The 24884-nt window shown below is 58.4% G+C and carries 21 protein-coding genes; 16 read left to right on the forward strand and 5 right to left on the reverse strand.

Going from position 1 to position 24884, the window contains the following annotated elements; all coding sequences use genetic code 11:
* Positions 1 to 5: 5 nt before the first annotated feature.
* Positions 6 to 1535, reverse strand: coding sequence for a 2-polyprenylphenol 6-hydroxylase (ubiB, locus tag ACR0LZ_RS06420; protein ID WP_480748949.1), 1530 nt, complete (start codon positions 1533 to 1535; stop codon positions 6 to 8).
* A 3-nt stretch (positions 1536 to 1538) separates the two neighbouring features.
* Positions 1539 to 2285, reverse strand: a complete 747-nt coding sequence (ubiE, locus tag ACR0LZ_RS06425; protein ID WP_480748950.1) for a bifunctional demethylmenaquinone methyltransferase/2-methoxy-6-polyprenyl-1,4-benzoquinol methylase UbiE — start codon at positions 2283 to 2285, stop codon at positions 1539 to 1541.
* 78 nt (positions 2286 to 2363) lie between these two features.
* Between ubiE and ACR0LZ_RS06430 the strand changes: the two genes are divergently transcribed.
* The 10 genes from ACR0LZ_RS06430 (at position 2364) to ACR0LZ_RS06475 (ending at position 14733) form a co-directional block, all read left to right on the forward strand.
* Positions 2364 to 3041 (forward strand): hypothetical protein, encoded by a 678-nt coding sequence (locus ACR0LZ_RS06430; RefSeq protein ID WP_480748951.1) that lies wholly within the window; start codon positions 2364 to 2366, stop codon positions 3039 to 3041.
* Entirely contained in the window at positions 3034 to 3885 is an 852-nt protein-coding gene (mutM, locus tag ACR0LZ_RS06435; RefSeq protein ID WP_480748952.1) for a bifunctional DNA-formamidopyrimidine glycosylase/DNA-(apurinic or apyrimidinic site) lyase, read from the forward strand. The genes ACR0LZ_RS06430 and mutM overlap by 8 nt, the downstream gene beginning before the upstream one ends.
* A gap of 66 nt (positions 3886 to 3951) precedes the next feature.
* A complete protein-coding gene (locus tag ACR0LZ_RS06440; RefSeq protein WP_480748953.1) occupies positions 3952 to 4728 on the forward strand; it encodes an enoyl-CoA hydratase in 777 nt (258 codons plus the stop codon).
* Positions 4729 to 4951: 223 nt separating this feature from the next.
* Positions 4952 to 5215 (forward strand): 30S ribosomal protein S20, encoded by a 264-nt coding sequence (gene rpsT / locus ACR0LZ_RS06445; protein WP_480748954.1) that lies wholly within the window; start codon positions 4952 to 4954, stop codon positions 5213 to 5215.
* Positions 5216 to 5760: 545 nt separating this feature from the next.
* Entirely contained in the window at positions 5761 to 7143 is a 1383-nt protein-coding gene (gene dnaA, locus ACR0LZ_RS06450) for a chromosomal replication initiator protein DnaA (protein ID WP_480748955.1), read from the forward strand.
* 216 nt (positions 7144 to 7359) lie between these two features.
* The gene (dnaN, locus tag ACR0LZ_RS06455; RefSeq protein WP_480748956.1) at positions 7360 to 8481 is read left to right on the forward strand and encodes a DNA polymerase III subunit beta; all 1122 of its coding nucleotides are present in this window, start codon (positions 7360 to 7362) and stop codon (positions 8479 to 8481) included.
* A gap of 59 nt (positions 8482 to 8540) precedes the next feature.
* Positions 8541 to 9641 carry a DNA replication/repair protein RecF gene (gene recF, locus ACR0LZ_RS06460; protein ID WP_480748957.1) on the forward strand — a complete coding sequence of 367 codons (1101 nt, stop codon included), beginning with the start codon at positions 8541 to 8543 and terminating at the stop codon, positions 9639 to 9641.
* A complete protein-coding gene (locus ACR0LZ_RS06465) occupies positions 9638 to 10258 on the forward strand; it encodes a LysE family translocator (RefSeq protein WP_480748958.1) in 621 nt (206 codons plus the stop codon). Before recF ends, ACR0LZ_RS06465 begins: the two co-directional genes overlap by 4 nt.
* Positions 10259 to 10390: 132 nt before the next feature.
* Complete coding sequence (gyrB, locus tag ACR0LZ_RS06470; RefSeq protein ID WP_480748959.1) at positions 10391 to 12808, forward strand: DNA topoisomerase (ATP-hydrolyzing) subunit B; 2418 nt, start codon at positions 10391 to 10393, stop codon at positions 12806 to 12808.
* 764 nt (positions 12809 to 13572) lie between these two features.
* Positions 13573 to 14733 carry a tyrosine-type recombinase/integrase gene (locus ACR0LZ_RS06475; RefSeq protein ID WP_480748960.1) on the forward strand — a complete coding sequence of 387 codons (1161 nt, stop codon included), beginning with the start codon at positions 13573 to 13575 and terminating at the stop codon, positions 14731 to 14733.
* A 545-nt stretch (positions 14734 to 15278) separates the two neighbouring features.
* Here the strand turns inward: ACR0LZ_RS06475 and ACR0LZ_RS06480 are convergent.
* A complete protein-coding gene (locus tag ACR0LZ_RS06480; protein ID WP_480748961.1) occupies positions 15279 to 16055 on the reverse strand; it encodes a helix-turn-helix transcriptional regulator in 777 nt (258 codons plus the stop codon).
* A 126-nt stretch (positions 16056 to 16181) separates the two neighbouring features.
* Here ACR0LZ_RS06480 and ACR0LZ_RS06485 point away from each other — a divergent pair, with 126 nt between their 5' ends.
* The 6 genes from ACR0LZ_RS06485 to ACR0LZ_RS06510 are packed head-to-tail and all read left to right on the forward strand — an operon-like array spanning position 16182 to position 21762.
* The gene (locus ACR0LZ_RS06485) at positions 16182 to 17300 is read left to right on the forward strand and encodes an ABC transporter ATP-binding protein (protein ID WP_480748962.1); all 1119 of its coding nucleotides are present in this window, start codon (positions 16182 to 16184) and stop codon (positions 17298 to 17300) included.
* Between the two features lie 39 nt (positions 17301 to 17339).
* Positions 17340 to 18497: an ABC transporter substrate-binding protein gene (locus ACR0LZ_RS06490; protein ID WP_480748963.1), complete on the forward strand. Its 1158-nt coding sequence runs from the start codon at positions 17340 to 17342 to the stop codon at positions 18495 to 18497.
* Positions 18498 to 18510: 13 nt separating this feature from the next.
* Positions 18511 to 19362: an ABC transporter permease gene (locus ACR0LZ_RS06495; protein ID WP_480748964.1), complete on the forward strand. Its 852-nt coding sequence runs from the start codon at positions 18511 to 18513 to the stop codon at positions 19360 to 19362.
* An 11-nt stretch (positions 19363 to 19373) separates the two neighbouring features.
* Complete coding sequence (locus tag ACR0LZ_RS06500; protein WP_480748965.1) at positions 19374 to 20186, forward strand: ABC transporter permease; 813 nt, start codon at positions 19374 to 19376, stop codon at positions 20184 to 20186.
* A 24-nt stretch (positions 20187 to 20210) separates the two neighbouring features.
* Positions 20211 to 20969 (forward strand): SDR family NAD(P)-dependent oxidoreductase, encoded by a 759-nt coding sequence (locus ACR0LZ_RS06505; protein WP_480748966.1) that lies wholly within the window; start codon positions 20211 to 20213, stop codon positions 20967 to 20969.
* A 22-nt stretch (positions 20970 to 20991) separates the two neighbouring features.
* Positions 20992 to 21762 carry an SDR family NAD(P)-dependent oxidoreductase gene (locus ACR0LZ_RS06510; RefSeq protein WP_480748967.1) on the forward strand — a complete coding sequence of 257 codons (771 nt, stop codon included), beginning with the start codon at positions 20992 to 20994 and terminating at the stop codon, positions 21760 to 21762.
* Between the two features lie 197 nt (positions 21763 to 21959).
* On the opposite strand, the gene ACR0LZ_RS06515 is transcribed toward ACR0LZ_RS06510, so the two are convergent.
* Both ACR0LZ_RS06515 and ACR0LZ_RS06520 read right to left on the reverse strand, forming a co-directional pair.
* Complete coding sequence (locus ACR0LZ_RS06515) at positions 21960 to 22592, reverse strand: tyrosine-type recombinase/integrase (protein WP_480748968.1); 633 nt, start codon at positions 22590 to 22592, stop codon at positions 21960 to 21962.
* A 366-nt stretch (positions 22593 to 22958) separates the two neighbouring features.
* On the reverse strand, positions 22959 to 24884 hold the full coding sequence (locus ACR0LZ_RS06520) for a DUF3604 domain-containing protein (protein WP_480748969.1): 1926 nt from the start codon (positions 24882 to 24884) through the stop codon (positions 22959 to 22961).

Raw genomic sequence — 24884 nt, forward strand, 5'->3', positions numbered from 1 at the left:
GGCGGTCAGATCAACGCGCTGATCGCCAGCACCAGACCTCCACCGACGACGGCACCGATCAGCGCGGGCCAAAGTATCGCGCCGATGCCGGGCTTGTTGTTTTCTTCCGATTGGGTTTGCGCCATGAGCGCGTTTTCGACCAGACCGGGCAGGCGCGGGCCAAAACGGGCCAGCACCAGCGCTGTTTTCCCCAGGTCGCGGACCATGGCACGGGGGCCAATGGACTGTTTGATATAGTCCTCGACCACGGGCCGGGCCACTTCCCAGATGTTGATGTGCGAATCGAGCGAGCGCGCCACACCTTCGACCACCACCATTGTGCGCTGCAGCAGAATCAGCTCGGTCCGGGTTTCCATTCCGAACCGTTCGGTGACCTCGAACAGATAACTCAGCAACCGGCCCATGGAGATATGGGTGGCGTCCATGCCGAAGATCGGCTCGCCCACAGCGCGCAGGGCGCGGGCAAACTCGTCGACATCCTGATTGGCAGGGACGTAGCCGGCTTCGAAATGCACCTCGGCCACACGTTTGTAATCGCGGCGGATAAACCCGAACAGGATCTCGGCATAGACCCGGCGGGTATATTCGTCGATATGGCCCATGATGCCGTAGTCATAAGCAATGATGTCACCATTTGCGGCGACCTTGAGGTTGCCCTGATGCATGTCGGCGTGAAAAAAGCCGTCGCGCAGCGCGTGCGACAGAAACATGCGCAGCACCCTGCGGGCCAGGTCCGCACGGTCGTGATTGGCGGCATCCAGCGCGTCATTGTCGCCCAGCGCGATGCCGTCGGCCCAGCTGAGCGTCATCACCCGTCGTGCCGATAGCGACCACAGCACCGGCGGCAGCCAAAACCCTTTGTCATCCTTGGTGTTGGCCGCGTATTCCGAAGCCGCGGCGCTTTCCAAGCGTAAATCCAACTCGCCACGAACGACACCGTCAAAATGTTCGATCACGTCCAGCGGGCGCAGACGGCGGGCACCGGGCGCGAACAGGTCGACAATCCGCGCGGCGAAATAGAAGGCGTCGACATCCTTGCGAAACGCGCGCTCGATACCGGGGCGCAGGACCTTGACGGCAACCTCTTCTCCGGTATCGGCCAGTTTCGCCTTGTGGACCTGCGCGATCGAGGCGGCGGCGATCGGTTCGCTGAATTCCAAGAACAGTTCATCCGTGGAACGGCCGAGTTCCTTGGTGACCTCTTTCATTGCCTCGGCGCGCGAAAATGGCGGCAGCTTGTCCTGCAGAACGCGCAGCTGATCGGCCAGTTCGACGCCAACCACGTCGGGCCGGGTCGAAAGCACCTGACCGAACTTGATATAGGCCGGGCCCAGCGCGGTTAGCGCGCGGGTTGCGGGCGGCATCGACGGGTCGCCCTTGTAGCCCAGCCACTGGAACGGCTTGCCAAGCGTATGGGCCAGAATGCGAATGGCGCGTGGGGCCTCGAACGCGTCGAGCACGACGTTCATGGCGCCGGTGCGCTCCAGCGTGGCGCCTGTCCGGATCAGGCGGATGATGTTGTGAGGGCCGCGCATCCGTCAGATCTTCCAGCCCGAATGCAGCGCGGCGATACCCATGCTGAGGTTGCGGTACTTGGCGTTTTCGAAACCGGCTGCACGGACCATGTTCAAAAAGGTCTCCTGATCCGGGAATTTGCGGATCGACTCCACCAGATACTGATAGCTGTCATAGTCATTGGCGATCAGCTTGCCCATGCGCGGGATGACGTTGAAACTGTATAGGTCGTAGAGCTTTTGCAGCCCGTCATTGGGCAATTGGCTGAATTCCAGCACCATCAGGCGGCCACCGGGCTTTAACACGCGATAGGCCTCGTTCAGGGCGTCTTGCGGGCGGGTGACGTTCCGGATGCCAAACGAGATCGTGTAGACATCGAATGTGTTGTTGTCGAAGGGCAACGCCATCGCGTCACCCACCACCCAGTCAAGGCTTGCCACCATCTGTTCGGCCTCGGCGCGCTTGCGACCCTCGACCAGCATCGGTTCGGTCAGGTCCAGAACGGTGGCATGTCCGTGGCCCGCACGCTTCAGAAACCGGAAGGAGATGTCGCCGGTACCCCCCGCCACATCCAGCAGGCGCTGTCCGGGGCGTGGGGCCAGCCAATCCATCATCGCGTCCTTCCAGACCCGGTGGATGCCCATCGACATGACGTCGTTCATCACGTCGTATTTCGAGGCGACCGAGTTGAACACGCCCCGCACGCGCCCGGCCTTGTCGGCCTCACGGACGGTTTCGAAGCCGAAATGGGTGGTCTTGTCTTCTGACATGTCGGGCACCTTGATTCACTTGTGCCCCAGATATAGCGTCCGCCTCAGATTCACAAACGCACAAAACATCGCGGTCATATGTTTGAAAACTTTGGGCAGAGCCTTCTTTCCATTCAGCAGGCTTTTCAGTCGAATCCGAAGCTGTTCACAGGGATATTTCTTGTTGGGCTTTTAATAACCTGGATGAAGTACCGGTTGATCCGACATGGGCTGAATCGATCTCAGAAGCAGAACTATGCTGGATGGGAAATTGCGGCCAAGCGGGGAAAACGCTCGCATCCTACGGGAATCGGCCATACAGAAATTCTGATCATGCGGCCGATAAAGGTCATTCCCATAGCATTGTTCTGTTTGGTGTTCTTTGGTGGCGGGGCCATATTCGTTGCATCCAAAGGACTGCAGGACGCCCGAGCATGGGTTTCAGTAATCGCGGGTGTGATGTTCAGCCTGATGAGCATGTGGCTCATCATGTTTTCCTTTACGCGCATTACGTATGACGGCGAAACCATCGAAAAGCGTGCGCTGTTTCGCCCCGTTGTGTCTGCTTCATTGTCAAAGCTGAGCAAGGTTCGACCGATCAGCAAGACCATTGCAGGGGGCGTGTATCTTGAATTTCGGGATGGCCAGAAAATCCGCGTGGTTTCTCGGATGTCAGGCTATGGGCAGCTTTTGGAGAAGTTGGCGCAGAAAGATCCTAAATTGGCTATGATGTTGCGAATGATCAACAAGCCGAAAAGGGCGATCCAAGATGCCTGAACTGCCCGAGGTCGAGACAGTAAGACGCGGCCTGAGTCCTGCGATGGAGGGCGTGGTGATCGAAAAGGCGGATGTGAACCGGCCGGATCTGCGCTGGCCTTTCCCCGAACGGATGGCCGAACGGCTGAGCGGGCAGCGGGTAGAACGACTGCGGCGGCGGTCGAAATACATCCTGGCCGATCTGGCAAGCGGCGAGACGCTGCTGATCCATCTGGGCATGTCGGGCCGGATGACGGTCTCGGGCGATCCGCTGGGGCAATTCGCGCATGATCATCCCGCACTGCAAAAACATGACCACGTGGTGTTCCACATGGCCAACGGCGCGCGGATCACCTTTAACGACCCACGCCGCTTTGGGGCGATGGACCTGATGCCGACTGCGACGTCGGAGGCGCACAAGCTGTTGGCCGTTCTTGGCCCGGAACCGCTTGGCAACGACTTTCACGAGCAGCACCTGGTCGACTCGTTCCGCAACAAGAACACACCGGCCAAATCCGCCCTTCTGGATCAGGGAATCGTCGCGGGGCTGGGCAATATCTATGTCTGCGAGGCATTGTTTCGCGCCGGGATATCGCCACGTCGCAAGGCCGGGCAAATTTCCAAGGATCGCGTCGCGGCGCTGGTCCCGATCATTCGGCAGGTTTTGCAGGAGGCCATCGAGGCAGGCGGATCTTCCCTGCGCGATTTCCGGCAAGCTGATGGAGAACTTGGATATTTTCAGCACAGCTTTGATGTCTATGGGCGCGAGGGACTGCCCTGCCGGACACCGGAATGCACCGGTGAAATCAAGAGAATCACCCAATCCGGCCGATCGTCCTTTTACTGCGCGCAATGCCAAAGATAGCTTGATCCCGCATTCTCGCGTGATAAGGAATCATCCCTGAACGGAACAACCGAAAGCATATGCCACATGGCCTTTGAGACGATCATCGTCGAAATCGACGAACACGTTGCTCTGATCAGACTGGATCGCCCGGACGCGCTGAACGCCTTGAACACCCAACTTCTGGGAGAGCTGTGCACCGCTCTGGAAGAGGCTGACGCCAACGACAAGGTGCGCTGCATCGTCATTACCGGCTCGGACAAGGCCTTTGCCGCGGGCGCCGACATCAAGGAAATGTCGGAGATGAGTTTTGTGGATGTCTACACCACCAACCTGTTTGCCGATGCCAATGACCGGATCACCGCGATCCGCAAGCCGATCATCGCGGCCGTTGGCGGGTATGCCCTGGGCGGCGGTTGCGAACTGGCGATGATGTGCGATTTCATCATTGCCGCGGACACCGCCAAGTTCGGTCAGCCCGAGATCAATCTGGGCGTCATCGCCGGTATGGGCGGAAGCCAGCGCCTGACCCGGTTTGTCGGCAAGTCCAAGTCGATGGACATGAACCTGACGGGCCGGTTCATGGATGCCGAAGAAGCCGAGCGCGCCGGACTTGTCAGCCGCGTTGTGCCTGCCAAAAAACTCGTCGAAGAAGCAATTGGTGCGGCACAGAAGATCGCCGAGAAATCCATGCTGACGGCGATGGCGGCGAAAGAAGCCGTGAACCGCAGCTATGAACTGCCGTTGAGCGAGGGCATGCTGTTCGAACGCCGTGTGTTCCACTCGATGTTTGCGACCGAGGACCAAAAGGAAGGCATGACCGCGTTTCTGGAAAAACGCACCGCGCAGTTCCGGGATAAATAACAGACCCGTCATCGGGGATTCGGGCGGGCCACGGCCCGCCTTTTTCATGTTTGGTCGGTTTTCCCAAGAATCGACTTGGCAAACCGGGGAAACTTGGATAGTCAGCGCCGCTATACATGCGCGTGCGGCCCGCTTTGGCCAGAATCACACCCGTGATCCCTGACCCGGTGCGGCATTTGCCGTGCGCGACCCGAGACAAACCGAACCGAAAGGTCAGAGACATATGGCAAATTCGCCCCAGGCAAAGAAGCGCGCTCGTCAGAACGAAAAGCGTTTCGCAATCAACAAAGCACGTCGTTCGCGCATCCGCACCTTCCTGCGCAAGGTCGAAGAAGCAATTGCGTCAGGTGACAAGGATGCCGCAACCACCGCTTTGCGCGCGGCTCAGCCCGAGCTGATGCGCGGCGTCTCCAAAGGCGTTTTCCACAAGAACACCGCGTCGCGTAAAATGTCGCGCCTGTCGGCCCGCGTCAAAGCGCTGGGCTAACGCTGCGTCAACTTTTGACGATTCTCAGTTTGAGGGCGCCGCGATTCTGCGGCGCCTTTTTTCGTGCTGTTGCCGGAAAGCCGCGCCCTCAGGAAACCCAGAGATTCTTTCCGACAAAAATCCGAGTCAATACCAGAGTTTCGTTGCCGCCGCGCGCCTCGGCTTGCTACCACTGTTCCAGCGATTCACTCGCTTGGGGGGACAGGCTGTTTTCGGGCGAACCTGACGGGCATCAGGTTAGGACGGAAGCGAATGTCGGATACTGGCGCAAAGCCGGGTCCGGTCTGCTTGGAGTTTCGGGAAACCGAAATTCAAGCCCTGTCTAAGACTGTGATAGTAGCTGTTGGCCTGAGTTCCGGGCACAACTCGTGTTTTTGATGTTGTAGTCGGAGTATTCGGCCTGCGCTATTGCGTACCCGGAGGGTATCTTCGCCGATCCTGTTCGGCGAAACGGTACTGTTGTGCTTGTGAATCCACCCCATAACGCTGGGGACAAGATGATGAATAAGGCGAAAAGCCAACAATTGGGATGCGTGAGGCGCTGGATGACACAAGAGAAATGGGGACAGCTTCGCAACAAGTTGCTGAAGGCGGTTGGAAAGAACAACTATACCACGTGGATCGAACCGCTGGAATTTCAGGAGCTGCAGGATGGGGTTGCGGTTTTTTCTGTTCCGACGAATTTCATGGGCAATTACGTCAGCCAGAACTTTGCCGACCTCATTCTTTATGAACTGAATACAGCCGGCGCCGCAGTGAAGCGTCTGGCGTTTCGCGTTGCGGCCAATTTCCCGGCTCGCCCTGCAAGTCCTGAAGAAGAGCCTGCTGTCGCGAAGGAAGAGATGCAAACGGCATTCAATGGCATCGCAAATCCAGTCGCGGATTCGCTGCAGGCCGCACCGCTGGATACCCGCTTTACCTTTGACACATTCGTGGTGGGTAAACCGAACGAACTGGCCCATGCTGCCGCGCGCCGCGTGTCCGAAGGCGGGCCGGTCACCTTCAACCCGCTGGTCCTTTATGGCGGTGTGGGCCTTGGTAAGACGCACCTGATGCACGCCATCGCCTGGGAACTGAAAGCCAAGCGGCCCGATCTGAACGTTCTTTACCTGTCCGCCGAACAGTTCATGTACCGGTTTGTGCAGGCCCTGCGCGAACGCCGGATGATGGATTTCAAACATCTCTTCCGTTCCGTCGACGTGCTTATGGTGGATGACGTGCAATTCATCGCCGGCAAGGATTCGACCCAGGAAGAGTTCTTTCACACCTTCAACGCGCTGGTGGATCAGAACAAACAGATCATCATCTCGGCCGACCGCGCGCCGGGGGAAATCAAGGATCTGGAAGACCGGGTCAAATCGCGCCTGCAATGCGGCCTTGTCGTGGATCTGCACCCGACGGATTATGAGTTGCGCCTGGGCATCCTGCAAAACAAGGTGCAGATGCATCGCGCAACATATCCCGACCTGAAAATTGCCGATGGTGTTCTGGAGTTCCTGGCGCATCGCATTTCGACCAATGTCCGCGTGCTTGAAGGCGCGCTGACCCGCCTGTTTGCCTTTGCCTCGCTGGTCGGGCGCGAGATCGACATGGAGCTGACTCAGGATTGCCTGGCCGATGTGCTGCGGGCTTCGGAACGCAAGATCACGGTCGAGGAAATCCAGCGCAAGGTGTCTGACTATTACAACATCCGCCTCAGCGACATCATCGGACCCAAGCGCCTGCGGTCTTATGCGCGCCCGCGCCAGGTTGCGATGTACCTGTGCAAGCAGCTGACCAGCCGATCCCTGCCCGAGATTGGCCGCCGCTTTGGCGGGCGTGACCACACCACGGTGATGCATGGTGTCAAACGCATAGAGGAGCTGAAAGTGACCGACGGCCAGATCGCGGAAGACGTGGAAATGCTGCGCCGGGCGCTGGAAGCCTGAGCACCGCTCACCTGTGGTTCAGTTTGCGCCCCGGAGTTCTGCTCCGGGGCGTTTTTTGTGCGGATAGACTCATGGTTGCAACAGATGTGTGCCCTGCAAGTCACCTGCCCCTTGACGGTTTGTGCATTCCAGCCGAGAAATCCGTAAAAAAACCTTGTGCCGCAGGGGTAAACCGCTAGTTTGCCTATCCCGGCTTATGTCAGAGGAATTGAGGGTATGAAGATCAGCATCGAACGCGGCACATTGCTCAAGGCCGTGTCGCAGGCCCAGTCCGTTGTGGAACGTCGCAACACCATCCCGATTCTGGCGAACGTTCTGATCGAAGCCGACGGCGATCAGGTGCAGTTCCGCGCCACCGACCTGGATATAGAAGTTGTCGACAAGGCGCCTGCCCAGGTGGAACGTGCCGGGGCGACCACCGTTGCAGCCACCACCCTGCACGAAATCGTGCGGAAATTGCCTGATGGGGCGCTGGTCACGCTGACTGCCGACAGCGCCGCAGGCCGCCTGACAGTCGAGGCGGGGCGATCGAACTTTTCGCTGGCGACCCTGCCCAAGGAAGATTTCCCGGTGATGGCGTCATCGGAATACCAGTCGAATTTCTCGGCCCCCGCCGCGTTGCTGCGCCGCCTGTTCGACAAATCGAAATTCGCCATATCGACCGAGGAAACGCGGTATTATCTGAACGGCGTCTACATGCATGTGGCTGACGGTTCCGAGGGCGGCAAAGTGTTGCGCTGTGTGGCAACGGACGGGCACCGGTTGGCGCGGATCGATGCCGACCTGCCGGAAAACGCCGCCGACATGCCCGGCGTGATCGTGCCGCGCAAGACCGTGGGTGAATTGCGCAAGCTTCTGGAAGACGATGACATGGACATCGCGGTTTCGGTCAGCGAGACCAAGGTGCGTTTTGCGACGCCGGACATCACCCTGACATCGAAGGTGATCGATGGAACCTTCCCCGACTACACCCGCGTTATTCCGCAGGCCAACAACCGCAAGATGGAAGTGGATGCCGCTGAATTCGCGCAGGCTGTGGATCGGGTCGCAACCGTGTCGTCGGAGCGTTCGCGTGCCGTCAAGCTGCAGCTGGACGGTGACAAGCTGATCCTGTCGGTCAATGCCCCTGACAGCGGCGCGGCAGAGGAAGAACTGGCCGTCGCCTATGGAGACGAACGGCTGGAGATCGGGTTCAACGCAAAATACCTGCTGGAGATTGCCAGCCAGGTGGACCGCGAAAACGCCGTGTTCCTGTTCAACTCGGCCGGAGATCCGACGCTGATGCGTGAAGGCAACGACCATAGCGCAGTCTATGTCGTCATGCCGATGCGCGTCTGATCGCGCTGAAGCGCGATGCCTCCGGCGGGAGTTTTTTTGAAAAGATGAAGGGAGGGGTCATGGGATTGGCCCTGACCGAACTTACGGTCTCGCATTTTCGCTCGCACAAGCTGGCGCGGTTGACACTTGACGGACGCCCGGTGGCGATTCACGGGGCGAACGGGGCCGGCAAGACCAACATTCTGGAGGCGGTATCGCTGTTTTCGCCGGGTCGCGGGCTGCGGCGAGCGAGTGCCGCCGAGATGGTGCGGCGACCAGAGGCCCCGGGATGGAAACTGTCCGGTCTGTTGCAACGGCAGGGGCGGCAATACGAAATCGAAACATGGTCCGAGGGCGGAGCGGCGCGGCAGGTTCGGATTGATGGAAAGTCCGCCAGCCAGATCGAACTGGGCAGGCTGGCGCGCGTTGTGTGGCTGATCCCGTCGATGGACCGTCTTTGGATCGAAGCGGCCGATGGGCGGCGAAGGTTTCTGGACCGGCTGACGCTGAGTTTTGACCCCGATCACGCCGAGTCTGTATTGGCTTATGAAAAGTCCATGCGTGAACGGAACCGACTGTTGAAGGAAAACGTGCGGGACCCGCATTGGTACCGTGCGCTGGAAGACCAGATGGCCGAAGCCGGGCACCGCATCCATCAGGCGCGGATTGCGGCGCTGGATCACATCCGCACCGCACAGACACAGGCCGAAACAACGTTTCCCTCGGCCGAACTGGAGCTGGTGCAAACCGAAGGAGCAATGCCGGATACGGTTGCGGATCTGCGGGACGCTCTTACAGAAAGCCGGTTTCGCGATCTGGCCGCCGGGCGCACGCTGGTCGGGCCGCATCGCACCGATCTTTATGGCGTATTTGCTGCCAAGGGGGTTCCGGCCAAGGATTGTTCGACCGGAGAGCAGAAGGCCCTGCTGGTGTCGCTGATCCTGTCCAACGCACGCGCTTTGTCGGACCTGGTCGGCGCACCCCCGATCGTGTTGCTGGACGAGGTTTCCGCCCATCTGGACGCAGAGCGTCGCGCGGCGCTTTATGACGAGATTTGCGCCCTTGGGGCACAGGCCTGGATGACCGGGACCGAACCGGAACTGTTCGCGGAACTGGGCGCGCGGGCGCAGATGATCGAGGTTCACGATCATGAAGGCGTGTCGGAGGTTTTGCAGACATGACACTCTCAACGGTGGATCTGCTGCTTTATGCCAGTGCGGTTTTCGTTCTGTTCCTGACGCCGGGGCCGGTCTGGCTGGCATTGACCGCGCGCACGCTGACAGGCGGGTTTCAGGCCGCGTGGCCTCTGACGCTGGGCGTTGTGGTGGGCGACATGCTGTGGCCGGTGCTGGCCATCGCCGGAGTCAGTTGGATCACGGCGGCGTCGGTGCAACTGGCGGTCGTGTTGAAAGGCGTCGCGGTGCTGGTGTTTGTCTGGCTGGGCATCGCGACGATCCGCAAGGCCGGCCAGACCTTGCACGCCGACAGCCGGATGACCCGCCCCGGCAAGTGGGCGGGGTTTCTGGCGGGGCTGGTCGTGATCCTTGGCAATCCCAAGGCCGTGCTGTTTTACATGGGCATTCTACCCGGCTTTTTTGACCTCTCCGCCGTCACGCTTCCCGATATTGCCGCCATTGTTCTGGTGTCTCAGTTGGTGCCGTTATTCGGCAATCTGATGCTGGCGGCGTTCATTGACCGGGTGCGGCGTCTTCTTGCCTCTCCGACCGCGTTGAGGCGAATGAATCTGACCGCTGGCGCGATGCTTGTTGCGGTCGGTCTGGTCATTCCGTTTACCTGAAAATGCAGCCTGAAACGCGCGCCGAATTTCTGTGTGCAAAAAACGGTTGCGATGCACAAAATCTGGTGGGAGCGCGTGACAATCCCCACCAGAAAACGTATAAGTTACCAAAATAATATAGGTACAGACGGCATGTCCCAAGACGCACAGGCGCAGCAGGAATACGGCGCGGATTCCATTAAGGTTCTCAAAGGGTTGGAGGCCGTCCGCAAACGGCCGGGCATGTATATCGGCGACACCGATGACGGTTCGGGCCTGCATCACATGGTCTATGAGGTGGTGGACAACGGAATTGACGAAGCGCTGGCCGGACACGCCGACCATGTCACCGTGAAAATCCACGCCGATTCCAGCGTATCCGTGGCCGATAACGGGCGCGGCATTCCGGTGGACATTCACGCCGAAGAAGGCGTTTCCGCAGCCGAGGTCATCATGACCCAACTGCATGCTGGCGGCAAATTCGACTCGAATTCCTACAAGGTTTCAGGCGGTCTGCATGGTGTGGGTGTTTCTGTGGTGAACGCACTATCCGATTGGCTGGAACTGCGCATCTGGCGCAAGGGCAAGGAGCATTTCGCGAAATTCGAGGGCGGTGAGACGACCGAGCACCTGAAAGTCGTTGGCGACTGCGGCGACCGGACCGGAACCGAGGTGCGGTTCCTGGCTTCGACCTCGACGTTTTCGAACCTGGAATACTCGTTCGAGACGCTGGAAAAGCGTCTGCGCGAACTGGCCTTCCTGAACTCGGGCGTGCGCATCATCCTGATCGACGAGCGCCCGGCCGAGCGGATCGAGACCGAGCTGTTCTATGAGGGCGGCGTGCGCGAATTCGTCAAATACCTGGACCGGTCCAAATCCCCGGTCATGCCCGCCCCGATCTATTTCAAGGGCGAGCGCGATGATATCGGCGTCGAGATCGCGATGTGGTGGAACGACAGCTATCACGAGACGGTGCTGCCCTTTACCAACAACATCCCGCAGCGTGACGGCGGCACCCATGTGGCGGGATTTCGCGGCGCTCTGACCCGGACCATCAACAACTATGCCCAGTCGAGCGGCATCGCGAAGCGGGAAAAGATCAACTTCACCGGCGATGACGCGCGCGAGGGGCTGACCTGTGTTCTGTCGGTCAAAGTGCCTGATCCGAAATTTTCGTCCCAGACCAAGGACAAGCTGGTCTCCTCCGAGGTGCGCCCGGCGGTCGAGAACCTGGTGAACGAGAAACTGGCCGAGTGGTTCGAAGAGAACCCGAACGAAGCCAAGCAGATCGTCGGCAAGATCATCGAGGCGGCACTGGCCCGCGAAGCCGCGCGTAAGGCGCGGGAACTGACCCGGCGCAAAACGGCGATGGATGTCAACTATCTGGCAGGGAAGCTCAAAGATTGTTCGGAAAAAGACCCGGCGAAAACCGAAGTGTTCCTGGTCGAGGGGGACTCGGCCGGTGGCTCGGCACAAACGGGCCGCGACCGGCGTACGCAGGCGGTGCTGCCCCTGCGCGGCAAGATCCTGAACGTGGAACGCGCGCGGTTTGATCGGATGCTCGGCAGTCAGGAAATCGGCAACCTCGTGATGGCGCTGGGCACCGGCATCGGACGGGACGAGTTCAACATCGGCAAGCTGCGCTACCACAAGATCGTCATCATGACCGACGCGGACGTGGACGGTGCGCATATCCGCACGCTGCTTTTGACCTTCTTCTATCGCCAGATGCCGGAACTGATCGAGGGTGGTTATCTTTATATCGCGCAGCCGCCGCTTTATAAAGTATCGCGCGGCAAGTCCGAGGTTTACCTCAAGGATCAGGCAGCGCTGGATGACTATCTTATCCATCAGGGTGTCGAGGGCGCGGTGCTGAAACTGGGCACCGGCGAAGAAATCATCGGTCAAGACCTGACCCGTGTTGTGGACGAGGCGCGCCAGTTGAAACGCGTTCTGGATGCGTTCCCGACGCATTATCCGCGCCATATTCTGGAACAGGCTGCCGTTGCCGGCGCTTTTGTGCCCGGCGCGGTGGATGCGGACCTGCAGGGCGTGGCCGACAAGGTTGCCGCTCGTCTGGATCTGATCGCACTGGAATACGAGCGCGGCTGGCAGGGCCGGATAACTCAGGATCACGGCATCCGTCTGGCCCGCATTCTGCGCGGCGTCGAAGAGGTGCGTACGCTTGATGGTCCGATGCTGCGCTCGGGCGAGGCGCGCAAGACAGGCAGCTTCACTCAAAGCCTTCAAGAGATCTATAACACTCCCGCCACCTTGATCCGCCGCGACCGCTCGCAGGCGATTCACGGGCCGCTGTCGCTGCTCAAGGCGATTTTGGATGAGGGCGAAAAGGGCCTGTCGCTGCAGCGTTACAAAGGTCTGGGCGAAATGAACCCGGATCAACTGTGGGAGACCACGCTCGACCCCGACGCGCGCACATTGCTGCAGGTCCGGGTTAACGACATGGTCGAAGCTGATGATCTGTTCACCAAACTGATGGGCGATGTAGTCGAACCCCGCCGCGAATTCATTCAGCAAAACGCACTTAGCGTGGAGAATTTGGATTTCTGAGCTTATTGTAGGTTTGCGCATAACACGTCGCGCACCCCATAAGTTTGCGCAGTTTGCCCATAGTTTTGCGCTGTGGGTTTTTGATATCATGCGCGACATCGATGGTCGGCTTCTACCAGATGAGAGCGAACAGTTCCTCGCGCGATATGTTCATTCCCAGTATCCGGCGATATCGGGCTCTTGTTCTCGACACACTTTTCAAGCTCGCGGGTCACGAAATGCCCTGGCCACGACAGGGCACCGTGTCCAGGTGGAGTATTTCGAGGAATGCGGAGATTCTCTGAATGAAAAGCGACATGGGGCATGTCTTGGTGAGTTTTGGCGGGGTCGTATTTTCCCTGCCAATCAACAGGTTTGCTAGAATTGATTGTTAGCAGGATTGGCTCCGACGGCAGGGGTCGCGCCTATGAACAATTGATCGACGGTCAATTGTTGGTCCCAATTATGAAACACAAGAAAACAAAATCCCTTGCAGCACATTCTTCCGTGAAATTCGATCACACGGCCTGCCAAGCCAACAGCCCAGAGGCGGAACTCTTTGTTTTACTATAAAAAGTGGTGAGCCGTGCAGGATTCGAACCTGCGACCCACTGATTAAAAGTCTTACGGGCAGTGTTTCTGTCTACTCCTTGCAAGTACCATAAGATATTATTTTTATGCCAATTAGTAGAATTTCTGCACACTCCATTTCGACAAATTTCTTTAATTTTCTCTCCGTTTTGCTTACCTATTGCTTACCGGAAATCACCCAAGCAAACTGCGCCATGCCAAAACACCACCTCACGAAATCTAGGATCGATCGCATCGCGGCGACGGAGAAAGAGGTCGTCTACTGGGACGAAGCCCTGCCCGGTTTTGGTCTGCGTGTGAAACCCAGTGGCGTGAAAAGTTTCGTGATCCAGTACCGCAACCGGCAGACAGGGCGGTCCAAGCGCAAAACGCTCGGCCGCTACGGGCCGACGCTTTCACTCAATGAAGCGCGGGAAATGGCGCGCGGCCTGCTCGCAGATGTCCTGCGCGGTGCCGACCCGGTTGCAGAGGCCAGATCGATACGGCAGTCGGCCAAGATGTCGGATCTTGCCGCGCAATACCTTTCGGAACACGCCATCGCAAAGAAACGACCCGGAAGCGTCAGGAACGACCGCTCTCTGCTGGACCGATACATCCTCCCGCAACTCGGCCGTCTCCGCGTTGTGGAAGTCTCGCACAAGGACATCCAGAAACTGCACAATGGAATGAAACCCACGCCTTACCAGGCCAATCGAACACTCGCCCTGCTATCGAAGATGTTCGAATTGTCGATCCGTTGGGGGCTCCGCCCGGACAATCCGGTGCGAGGCGTGGAAAAGTTCAACGAGGAGAAACGCCAACGGTGGCTTTCCGACCAGGAACTGCAACGTCTGCTTAAGGCTCTGTCAGATCACCCCAACCAAGTCGCGGCCAATGCCATCCGGCTTCAATTGCTGACGGGCGCACGGATAGGTGAGGTCTTGTCCGCGACCTGGCTGGACTTTGACCTTGATCGCGGCGTGTGGACCAAGCCCTCTCATCACACCAAGCAGAAGCGAACCGAACATCTTCCCCTCTCAAATGCGGCCTGTGTCTTGCTGCTCAAAATGAAGGGATCCGCTTCGGGCAGCAGCCCGTTTCTGTTTCCGGGACGCAATCCGGAACAACCCTACAAGGACCTCAAGGCGTTCTGGAAATCTGTGACCAAGTCGGCCGGGCTGACCGACTACCGGATTCACGACAACCGCCATACGCACGCGTCGCACCTTGTATCAAGCGGGCTCAGCCTTCCGATTGTCGGCCGACTTCTTGGCCACACCAATCCCGCAACCACTCAACGCTATGCCCACCTCGCGGATGATCCGCTGCGCGAAGCCGCCGAAATAATGGGACGGAAGCTCAAGTTGGATGGTTGAGGTCCAAGATCAAAAAGAAAAATCTGGATGCGTGGCATCGTGCTCAACGCCTGAGATGTGAGCTGTTTGAACAGTGGGTGTTTCTCCTCACCGCTTTGTAGGCTCTCCTTTCGGGTCCGGGTGGGAGGGGGTGGGTCGATCTCTGTGGCCTTGAGGCAGGGATCGGCGGGGACAGGCAATTTCTTCTGTGGGCAAAATGAAAGAAAAACTGGCGGCCTTGGGGCGAGGCACTAGTGAGGAACAACGGTCCACGGCAACTTCCACCAACACCGGACAATGTCTGAAACCAGGTAAGCAGCCAAACCTGCGGACTTTGTGCCCGGTGCTGATGCCGCCCAATTCACCGACGCGCGACGGCCAAGTTGCAGAGCCAGTCGCGGCAACGCAGCACAGTTTCCCCAAGGCGGTCATTGAACTCGGCCAGATTGCCCCGAATCTGAACCGGACGTTCGCCGCACAGGTGCCAAGCGTCTCACATGCGGACAAAGCAGACATATGCTTACGGCGAAACCACAGCGTTGTGCCGCGTCCTTTATGTATTCGAGCTAGCTGGCACCGATAGTATCGAGGAAGAGAGAAAAGAGTTCTCCCTGCGAGTTGATCCTTAGCTTTGCGTAGACGTTCCGGCGGTGAATGCGGACGGTTCCAGGCGAGATCGAGAGCAGTCTGCCGATCGCCTCCGAAGAATGGCCACGCAGCGTCAGCTCAACGATCTGGCTTTCTCGGTCAGTCAGAGCGCCATCGCCGATCGTGTTGAAGGCGTCGGCGACTTTCCGGTTCAGGATGTCCGAGGTCTTGCTTTGGCCCGATCTGTCAACGCTCGACCAATGATGGCGGCACAATCCTTGGACGATGGGTTGGATCTCGGACAAGGCGCGCATCTCGGCCTTGCTGAATTGTTTCTCTGTCCGCATGAGCGATACAACGATCTGGAGCTCAGAATCCACGTCGATCAGAAAACCGACCTCTTCCGCCAATCCGGTCTGAGCATAGTAGCTTCGATAGTACTCGCCCTGATAAAAGCGATCGGGCGCTATGTCCTTCAATCGCCAGATACCCTGCGGAGTGTCGCCGATGCTCGCCAGAAAGAACGGATCAATGAGGTAAGGGCCCTCAAGGTAGTCGTCGACGTGGAGCTTTCGCCGCGCAGGGGTGAAATCGTCAAAGAGCGCCAGCGGCCGCTCTTTCCCCATGTATCCGAAGATCACTGTGAATTCGTAGGGCACCACGCTGCGCAGACCATCGGCGAGTGTCTCGGCGAAGGATGAAGTTCCAACGGCATCGAGGCACAGCGCGGCTTGGCAGTTCCAGTCTGTCGGCATGTCGTCCCTCAAATATCAAAAAAGGCATATAACGAATTGCATATTTACACAAACGCATATTCCACGACTAATTGTGGAATACGCGTTATAGTCGCGATCCCTCGTTTTTTCTGCTCAGGCAAGCCATTGCTGCATCACGAACAGCCCACTGAAAGGATAGAGACGCCCATCGCAGAGTTGCGCGGCGTCACCAAGAGGTTCGGGTCGCTTGTCGCGGTGGATAACATCGATCTCAGCATTGGGTCGGGCGAATTCCTGTCCTTTCTTGGCCCTTCAGGCTGCGGCAAAACAACCGCACTCCGAATGCTGGCGGGCTTTGAAACCCCGAGCGAAGGGCAGGTGTTGATCGGAAACGAGGATGTCTCCGACCTCGAACCGTACCGACGACCCGTGAACATGGTCTTTCAGAGCTATGCGCTTTTTCCGCATATGACCGTCGCTCAGAACATCGCTTACGGGCTGGATCAGCGGCGGCCGAGACTGCCGAAATCCGAAATCGCCGACAGAGTGCAACGCGTGCTCGACACCGTACGCCTGGGCGAATTCGGAAAGCGTCGCATTTGGGAGATGTCTGGCGGGCAGCAGCAGCGTGTCGCCCTTGCGCGGGCGATCGTCAACGAACCCAAGCTGCTTTTGCTAGACGAACCGCTTGCCGCGCTCGACCGAAAGCTGCGCAAGGAAATGCAGATCGAGTTGCAGGATATCCAGCGTCAGTTGGGGATCACCTTCATCCTTGTCACGCATGATCAGGAAGAGGCGCTGTCGTTGTCTGACCGGATTTGCGTAATGCGCGCAGGTGAGATCGTTCAGGAGGGAAGCCCGCAGGAGCTCTACGATCGCCCGACCACGCGCTATGTCGCAGACTTCGTGGGAACATCGAATTTCTTTGACGGAAAGGTCAAGATCGCCTCCAGCGGTGAAAGCGCGATCACGCTCGCCAACGGACAGACCTATTCCTGCGCCCTTGTCGGGGATATTTCCACTGGCCAAGCAGGCTGTCTCAGCGTGCGTCCAGAACAGATCAGACTGAGCCGAACCGAAGTACCGAATGGACTCCCGACGACGGTGCAGAACCGCATCTTCCTAGGCGAGCACACCGAGTACGTCGTCCGTCACGAACACCTTGGAAATATCACCGCACTTGCGCCTCGTCAGGCGGACGTGGGTTTATCGACACTCGGGAAAGGCGACACCGTCTGGGTCCACTGGACCCCTGAGGCCGCCCTAATCCTGAGGCCGGACTGAAGGTCAAAGAGCAGCAACCATCCAACTGGGAGACACGACATGAAAGACAAATCATACATCTCAAAACGGAAATTCATGGAAGAGTTGCGTCGCTACGAAAATGGCTCGGTCACGCGGCGACATTTCCTTGGCGTCACAGGGCTTGGCACCGCGTCGGCCGTGATGGCCGGCGCACTTCCCGGCCTCAGCCCGTCACGCGCGCTGGCCGGCAGCCATATCGGCGACCGTGTCGTTCTGGCGACTTGGCCGAACTATCACGATCCTGAGAACTTCGAGATCTTCACTGATCAGACAGGCGCTTTCACACAGGTGAACGTCTTTGGTTCGAACGAGGAAATGCTGGCAAAGCTTCAGGCCGGGGGCAGCGGCTGGGACGTCTACGTTCCAACGAACTACACGATCACGACCTATGTTGAGGAGGGCTTGATCGAGCCGCTCGATCTGTCGAAACTTCCGAACTATGACCCGGATGCATTCGATCCCCGCTTTGCCGATGCCGGGATCGTTGACGGGGTCGTCTATGCGGTGCCGAAGAACTGGGGTACCACCGGTATCGCCAGCAACACGTCGCACAACGGCGGTGCCGCCATCGACAGCTGGAAAGACTTCTTCGATCGCACGATGGATGACTTCTCCGGCCGCACAATGGTGCACGACTATCAGTTGACCACCATCGGCGCTGCGCTGAATTATCACGGATATTCATTCAACTCAGTCGACGCGGCGGAACTGGCAGATGCCGAAAGACTGCTGATCGACGTCAAACCGCACCTCTTCGCGATCACGTCGGATTACCAGCCCGCAATGCGGTCGGGTGACGCCTGGCTTACCATCTGCTGGACCGGTGACGGCAAGCAACTTAATACCGACATCCCCGAGATTGCCTTTGCGCTGGGCAAGGAGGGTGGTGAACTCTGGAGCGACTACTACGCCATCCCCAAAGGCGCACCGCACATGGAAGCGGCCTATGCGCTGATCAACTTCATGCTCGATCCTGAGGTCAATGCGCGAGAAGTCCTTGCCCATGGTTATCCGGTCGCGGACAGCCGCACGAACGCCTTGTTGCCGGAAGAGATCTTGAACGACCCGATCCTTTATCCGGCGGCAGAGCGCCTTAATGCGCTCGAATTCGGGGCTGCGGCAACCCTGACCGACCCGAACCGCGCCGAGTTGCTCGCGCGCTTCAAGTCGGCCTAATCGGACGAAAGGGATGACGGAGCGCGAAAGGAACTGGCTTCTGGTCGCACCTGCGGGTGCCTGGCTGCTGGTGATGCTCGTGCTTCCGCTCTCCGTTGTGCTGATCTTCAGTTTTGGAGAGCGGGCACCTGCCGGCGGCTGGGTGCCCGCTTTCACCTTCGAGCAATATGCGAACCTGCCAGCGCGCTTCACCGCTTTCAAGAACACTCTCACACTCGCTCCGTTGGGAACTCTGGCGGCGCTGATCATCGCATATCCACTGGCCTATCAGCTTGCCGTACGAACAGACCCCAGATGGAAGACGATCCTGCTCGTTCTGGTGATCGTACCGTTCTGGACCTCGATCCTGATCCGCAGCTATGCGTGGATTTTCATTTTGGGCGGACAGGGATTGCCCGCACTTCTCGAAACCTTCGGCATCGAGGGGGTACGGTTGATCTACACGCCCTTCGCGGTCACCGTCGGCATCGTCTACGGCTACTTGCCGCTTATGGTTTTTCCGATCTACGTGGCGCTGGATCGTCTCGACAAACGGCTTTTGGAAGCCTCGTCCGATCTCGGGGCGAGGCCGTTCACGACCTTTCTCAGGGTCACGCTGCCGATGTCCATCTCGGGCATCGCAACCGGGTGTATGTTGGTCTTCATCCTGCTGATGGGCGAATTCCTGATCCCGGCCCTTCTTGGCGGCGGCAAGGTCTTTTTCGTCGGCAATGCGCTGGTCGATCTCTTCCTGCAATCCAGAAACTGGGCCTTTGGCTCGGCAGTGGCGGTCATGCTCATTCTCGTCATGCTGGTGACGGTCACGGTCTACATGCGTCTTATCGCGCGCCTGAGCGCCACGCGTGAAGACGTGTCGATCATGTGAGGGCCTGATCGATGCGCATCTACTCCCTTTTCGTCTATGTGTTCCTCTACACACCGATCGCTATCATTGCGCTCTTCAGTTTCAGTGCGGGCCGCAGTGCAAGTCAGTTCGAAGGGTTTTCTCTCAAGTGGTACGGGCGGGCCCTCGACAACCCCTTCGTGATGGACGCGCTCGGCAACAGCCTCTTTGTGGCCTTCGTGTCAGCAACACTGGCCAGCATTCTTGGCACGCTGGCGGCGGTTGGCCTGCAAGGGATCAGAGGACCGGCGCGCGCATTCTTCGATGCGATTATCTACATCGCCGTAATGATCCCAGGCATCGTAATCGGGATCGCGACTCTCATCGCGCTGGTGACCGTTTTCGACGTGGTCAACCCGTGGCTGGCCAGTATATGGCCCGAAGGCCGCGAGCCGCCGGCCCTGTCGATGGGCATGCCGTCCCTCATCGCCGCGCATACAATGTTCACACTTGCGCTGGTCGTCCTGATAGTACGTGCCCGTCTGCAGGGACTTGAGGGAGCCTTGTCCGAGGCTTCTGCAGACCTTTATGCACCGCCCTTGCGCACGTTTCGGCTTATAACGCTTCCGCTGATCGCACCGGCGATTCTGGCCGGGTTTCTGCTGAGTTTCACCTTCAGCTTCGACGATTTCATCATCGCCTTTTTCGTTGCCGGCTCCGAGACGACGCTGCCCATCTATATTTTCTCTTCGATCCGGCGCGGGGTGACACCTGAGGTCAACGCCATCGGGACGATGGTGATGCTTGCATCGCTCGTCCTTCTGGTGATCGCACAACTGATTCTACGGCGCGGCGACAAGCGCTGAGAGCAAAAAACCTGGGAGGTTTCAATGCTGCTGGAAAATCGCGTTGCTTTCGTAACGGCTGCTGGCTCGGGGATCGGCGCTGCCGGAGCCGAGGCCCTTGCACGCGAAGGAGCAATGGTCGTGGTCACGGACAAAGACGGAGCGGCTGCCACAGAGGTCGCGAAACGCATCGTGAACGAGGGTCACAAGGCGAGGGCGCTTGAGGTCGACGTCACGGATGATGCTGAACTGGTCGCGACGATCGCCGACGTGGCGCGGGACGAAGGGAGGCTGGATATCCTTCATTCACACGCAGGCGTTCAGATCGAAGGCAAGCTGGAACAGGTCGCGGTCGCGGACATGGACCTGTCTTGGAGGCTCAACGTGCGGTCCCACTTTGTTGCCGCGCAGGCGGCGCTTGCTCCGATGCGTCGTCAGGGAAGGGGAAGCATCATCATCACATCTTCGAATTCCGGCGTTCAGTACGATCGCGAGATGATTGCCTATGCCACGACAAAGCACGCGGTTCTCGCGATGACGCGCCAGATGGCTGCCGATTACGCAAAGGAAAACATACGGTTCAATGCGCTCTGTCCCGGGTTTATCGACACGCCCTTCAACCTCGGTTTCGAAGTTCAGATGGGCGGACGCGACAAGCTGGAGGAATACATCCGCGATGCTATCCCAATGGGCCGCTTCGGTACTGTCGACGAAATCGCGGATGCCATCGTATTTCTGGCGTCGGACAAATCGTCATTCATGACCGGTCACGCCTTTGTGGTCGATGGTGGCGAATGCATCTGAGTACGCAGCAAGGGAGACGAACATGACCGGAAGACTGGCTGGAAAGACGGCGGTGATATCGGGTGGAGCCGCAGGCATGGGGCGCGTCACATCTCTTCTGTTCGCCAATGAGGGCGCGCGCGTTGCCATCATCGACATTCAGGAAGAGGCGGGCCGCGAAACCGTTAAGATGATCCACGACGCCGGCGGAGAGGCCTGGTTCTTTCAGGCCGATGTCGCCAGGTCCGTAGATGTCGACCGCGCCTTTGACGCAATCAAGACGGAGGTTGGCCCCTACGATGTGCTCTTCAATCACGCTGGCACAATCATCGTCAAACCGCTCCACGACTCCACCGAGGAGGACTATGACCGGCTCATGGACATAAACGTGCGGTCTGCCTTTCTAGTGTGTCGGCGCGCCTTGCCGGAGATGGTCGCGAATGGTGGTGGGTCCGTCGTCATAACCGCCTCGATCGCTTCTGAGTTGGGATATGCACTCGAGTCGCTCTACTGCATGACGAAAGGGGCTGTCCTGCAGCTCTCACGCGCCATCGCGGTCGAATATCGCGAGCAGGGCATCCGGTGCAACGCCGTCTGTCCGGGTTTCGTGAAAACCGCACATGGTCTGCGAGAGATCGCCGAACTGGATGCGCAGGGCCAGCACTGGGAAGACGGCGATCTTGCAGCGACCCAAGGGCGCATTTGCGAACCCGAGGAGGTTGCCCACGCCGTCCTGTTTCTTGCGTCGGACGAAGCAAGTTTCGTGAACGGCTCCGCGCTTTACGTTGACAATGGTTGGTACACGCGCGGCTAGAGACCTGTACTTTTGGGTCCAGTGAGGCAAAAACCCCAATCCGACAACACCCAAGAACTGCGGTCTTGATCATGTCTTGCTCCAGCAATTTGCGTTTGCGATATGGCTGCTTTGGGCTCTCAACCGTCGTTGACGGGGCCTTGGCTGTCCGTCCGGTCTCGGAAAGCGAACGGCACCTTATGCCGTTCGCCGTTCATTTACATGTCGATCTTCTCGGCGATTGCCAACGCATCTTCGAGCTCGACCCCAAGGTATCGCACTGTACTGTCGACCTTGGTGTGTCCGAGCAGGAGCTGGACCGCACGAAGGTTGCCGGTCTTTCGATAGATTTGAGCGGCCTTAGTGCGCCTCAGCGAATGCGTGCCGTATCCGCTCGGGTCCAGGCCGATCGCCGATACCCATTCCCGGACAAGGCGCGCGTACTGCCGGGTCGATACATGCAGTCGATCATGGATCCTGCTAGGAAACAGAAACGCACACCCGAACATCTCGGGCGACGAAACCCAGTTCCAGACGGACTCACGCGTGTTTTCCGAGACCTCGAACTGGACCGGTCGTTGTGTCTTGCTTTGGATGACAGAGACACGATCTCGGACACTGTCCCCAACAACGAGGTCAGCGACCTTTAATCGGACGAGATCACAGCCACGCAATTTGCTGTCGATCGCGAGGTTGAACAGGGCCAGGTACCTGAGATTACCCGCCAGTTCGAGGCGGGCACGAATTGCCCAGACCTGTTTCGGGAGCAGTGGGCGTTTCTGTCCAACAAGCCGCCCCTTGTTCCAGGGGCGGCGCATCGGTTTGACAGCTGGGAGTTGGACTTCGGACATGGGATTTCCTCAATCCGTCCCTCCCGCTCCACGCGTCGACACCGTGTAGACGAGGTGATTCTAGCTCAGTCCTTGAATGGCAGGTTCCGAATCCGAAGTTTCGTTTCATGCTGCTGCATCACCGCATGGCGGCTTGGAGCCCACTTTGACCGATGCTGCGCGATGCCCCAATTACAGCTATGCGCAAATTCCGGACTTTGCAAAGTCGAATGCCAAGGACTGAGCAAAGGCTGAACTGGCGCAGACCAGCAGACGCCAAGCATTCTGCGAACCTGACGCACGCTGGCGTGTGGCCAAGCCAAATGGAACATCCCAGACGCTTACCTTTTCCAAATTTGCGACTGCGCGGTTCGTGTCGTATGGACATTATCCCGGCGTGTACCAAATGGGCGAAGTATACGCGCGTTCCTGAGTGATCAGCGGCACCTCCTCAGGGAGGTCCAGATTGAACTTGACCGCGTCGTAGGCCGTCCAACGGGGTGTCGGGATTTCGATCACGCGGGCGTAATAGAATGCCCGTTCGGTAGGATCGAAGTCCGGGTCAATCCAGACGGCGCCCAGTTCTGGTGCACCAATTGTGTTGGTCCAGGATGGGATGCTCAGGTCGACCGTGTTCCCAACGGCGGGCAGTTTTCCGTCTGCGCCTGGCACACGTTTGTCGGACCATGCGACGTCATAGACCTTTTCTTGTTGCTCGCCGTTTTCGTCCAGCCAGCCTTTGACGATCTGAATTCGGTCAAGGTTCGCGCCCATGGGATCGCGCAACGCGTAGACAAGGAAGGACGGAGCCCCATCACCGGGTAACAAGTCCGCTCCCATCGGCACGCCTTTCGAATAGCCAATTTGTGCCAGGTCGCGGCGCAGCGCGTCGCCTTCTTCAAAGTCCCAACCGCCGAACAACCGAACACGTATGCGCGGCCCGGTTGTGCCATAAACTTCGCGGCGCTTCATAGCATCCCATATTGCGCCGCGCGTGTTGTCTTCTGCCCATACCGCCGTCAAACCGGCAGAACTGTAGCGCCAGGATTCGTAGCTCAATCCCGTATCCGGGTTCTGATGCGCGACTTTGGTAGACCGGTTTGGGTTTGGTTCGTAGGCTGCATATTTACCGTAAAAGTTGTCATCGTCGGACGTCGTCATACCAGTATGCGTATCGGTCCCGCTGACCATACCGAACTTGTACGGATTGACGCCAAGTTCGCTTTCCAATTCCAGACCGCGTTTCAACCCGCCGCGGGCATAGTCGCCCGGAAGCATCTCTGGAGTCTTGGCCTCGGTTAGGTTGAGGTTGCCCCAGTCCCACGTCTCATAGTCTGCAAACTCGTCATCCGGTGAAAGGAAAGGGTGTGATTCACTGTCTCCCTTGACCTGGGAGGCCTCAAAGAGCGGCTCCCATTTCTGCCGCTGTTCCGCATACGCCGGATCAAGATCTGGTGACCCGTCAGCAAAGTCGTCCTTCATAGAGAACATCAGGCCGTTTGACAGGTTACCGTTATGTGGAATGGCCAACACGCTTCCACCGGTGACCTGCTCGTAATTTTCCATCCAGGCCCATAGATCGCGCGGGTCTGTGCTGCCAATGGGTGGTGCTGTCGTATAAGGCTCAACCTGACTTGTCCGTTCAGGGCCGTCACGCATAATGACATTTCGGTGCAAGTTGCCACCGCGATAGACGGACGTCCACTCAAAGGCCGCAAAGGTCGTGAATATGCCGGGTTGATAGAACTCCTCAGCCGCGGCAATCACATCATTCCAGACGCGTTTGAAAGCCGGGTTACCCGGCTGATAATTGATTGCCGGAGACAGTGTTCCGTCCGAGAAAACTGTGCTCAACCGAAAAGCCGCTTCTTGCGCTTGCGCACCGCCAGCATTGAAGTCTTCGTGGAATTGTTTGCCCTGCTCATCGGCCATCACATTGGGCGTGCCCTTCAAGACATCAATGATCGCACCCATGCCGTCAGAGTGATCTGTGATCATGTAGAAATCCAGCGGACGCGATAGCTTGACAGGCTGCCCGGTGTTTGACGTGACTTGCTCGCCCCGTGCGAAGCGGTAGCTGTCACGGGGAAGAAGCGTCGTGCCCGCGCCGCCTGCATCGCCCGAAAGCCCGGTGTGCACGTGCGTGTCGCCAAAATACACCTGCGTCGGAAAGGCACGATTGGCGTACGGAGAATAGGGCCGCCCGGCAAACTGATCTTCGGCAGTGTTCAACCCGGCGACGTCCTGTTCTTGCGCTGTGGCAAAAGCGACACTGGACAGAAGGACGGCTGTTGCGATGGACAGGTGTTTCAT

The organism is Ruegeria sp. CI1, assembly GCF_056536925.1.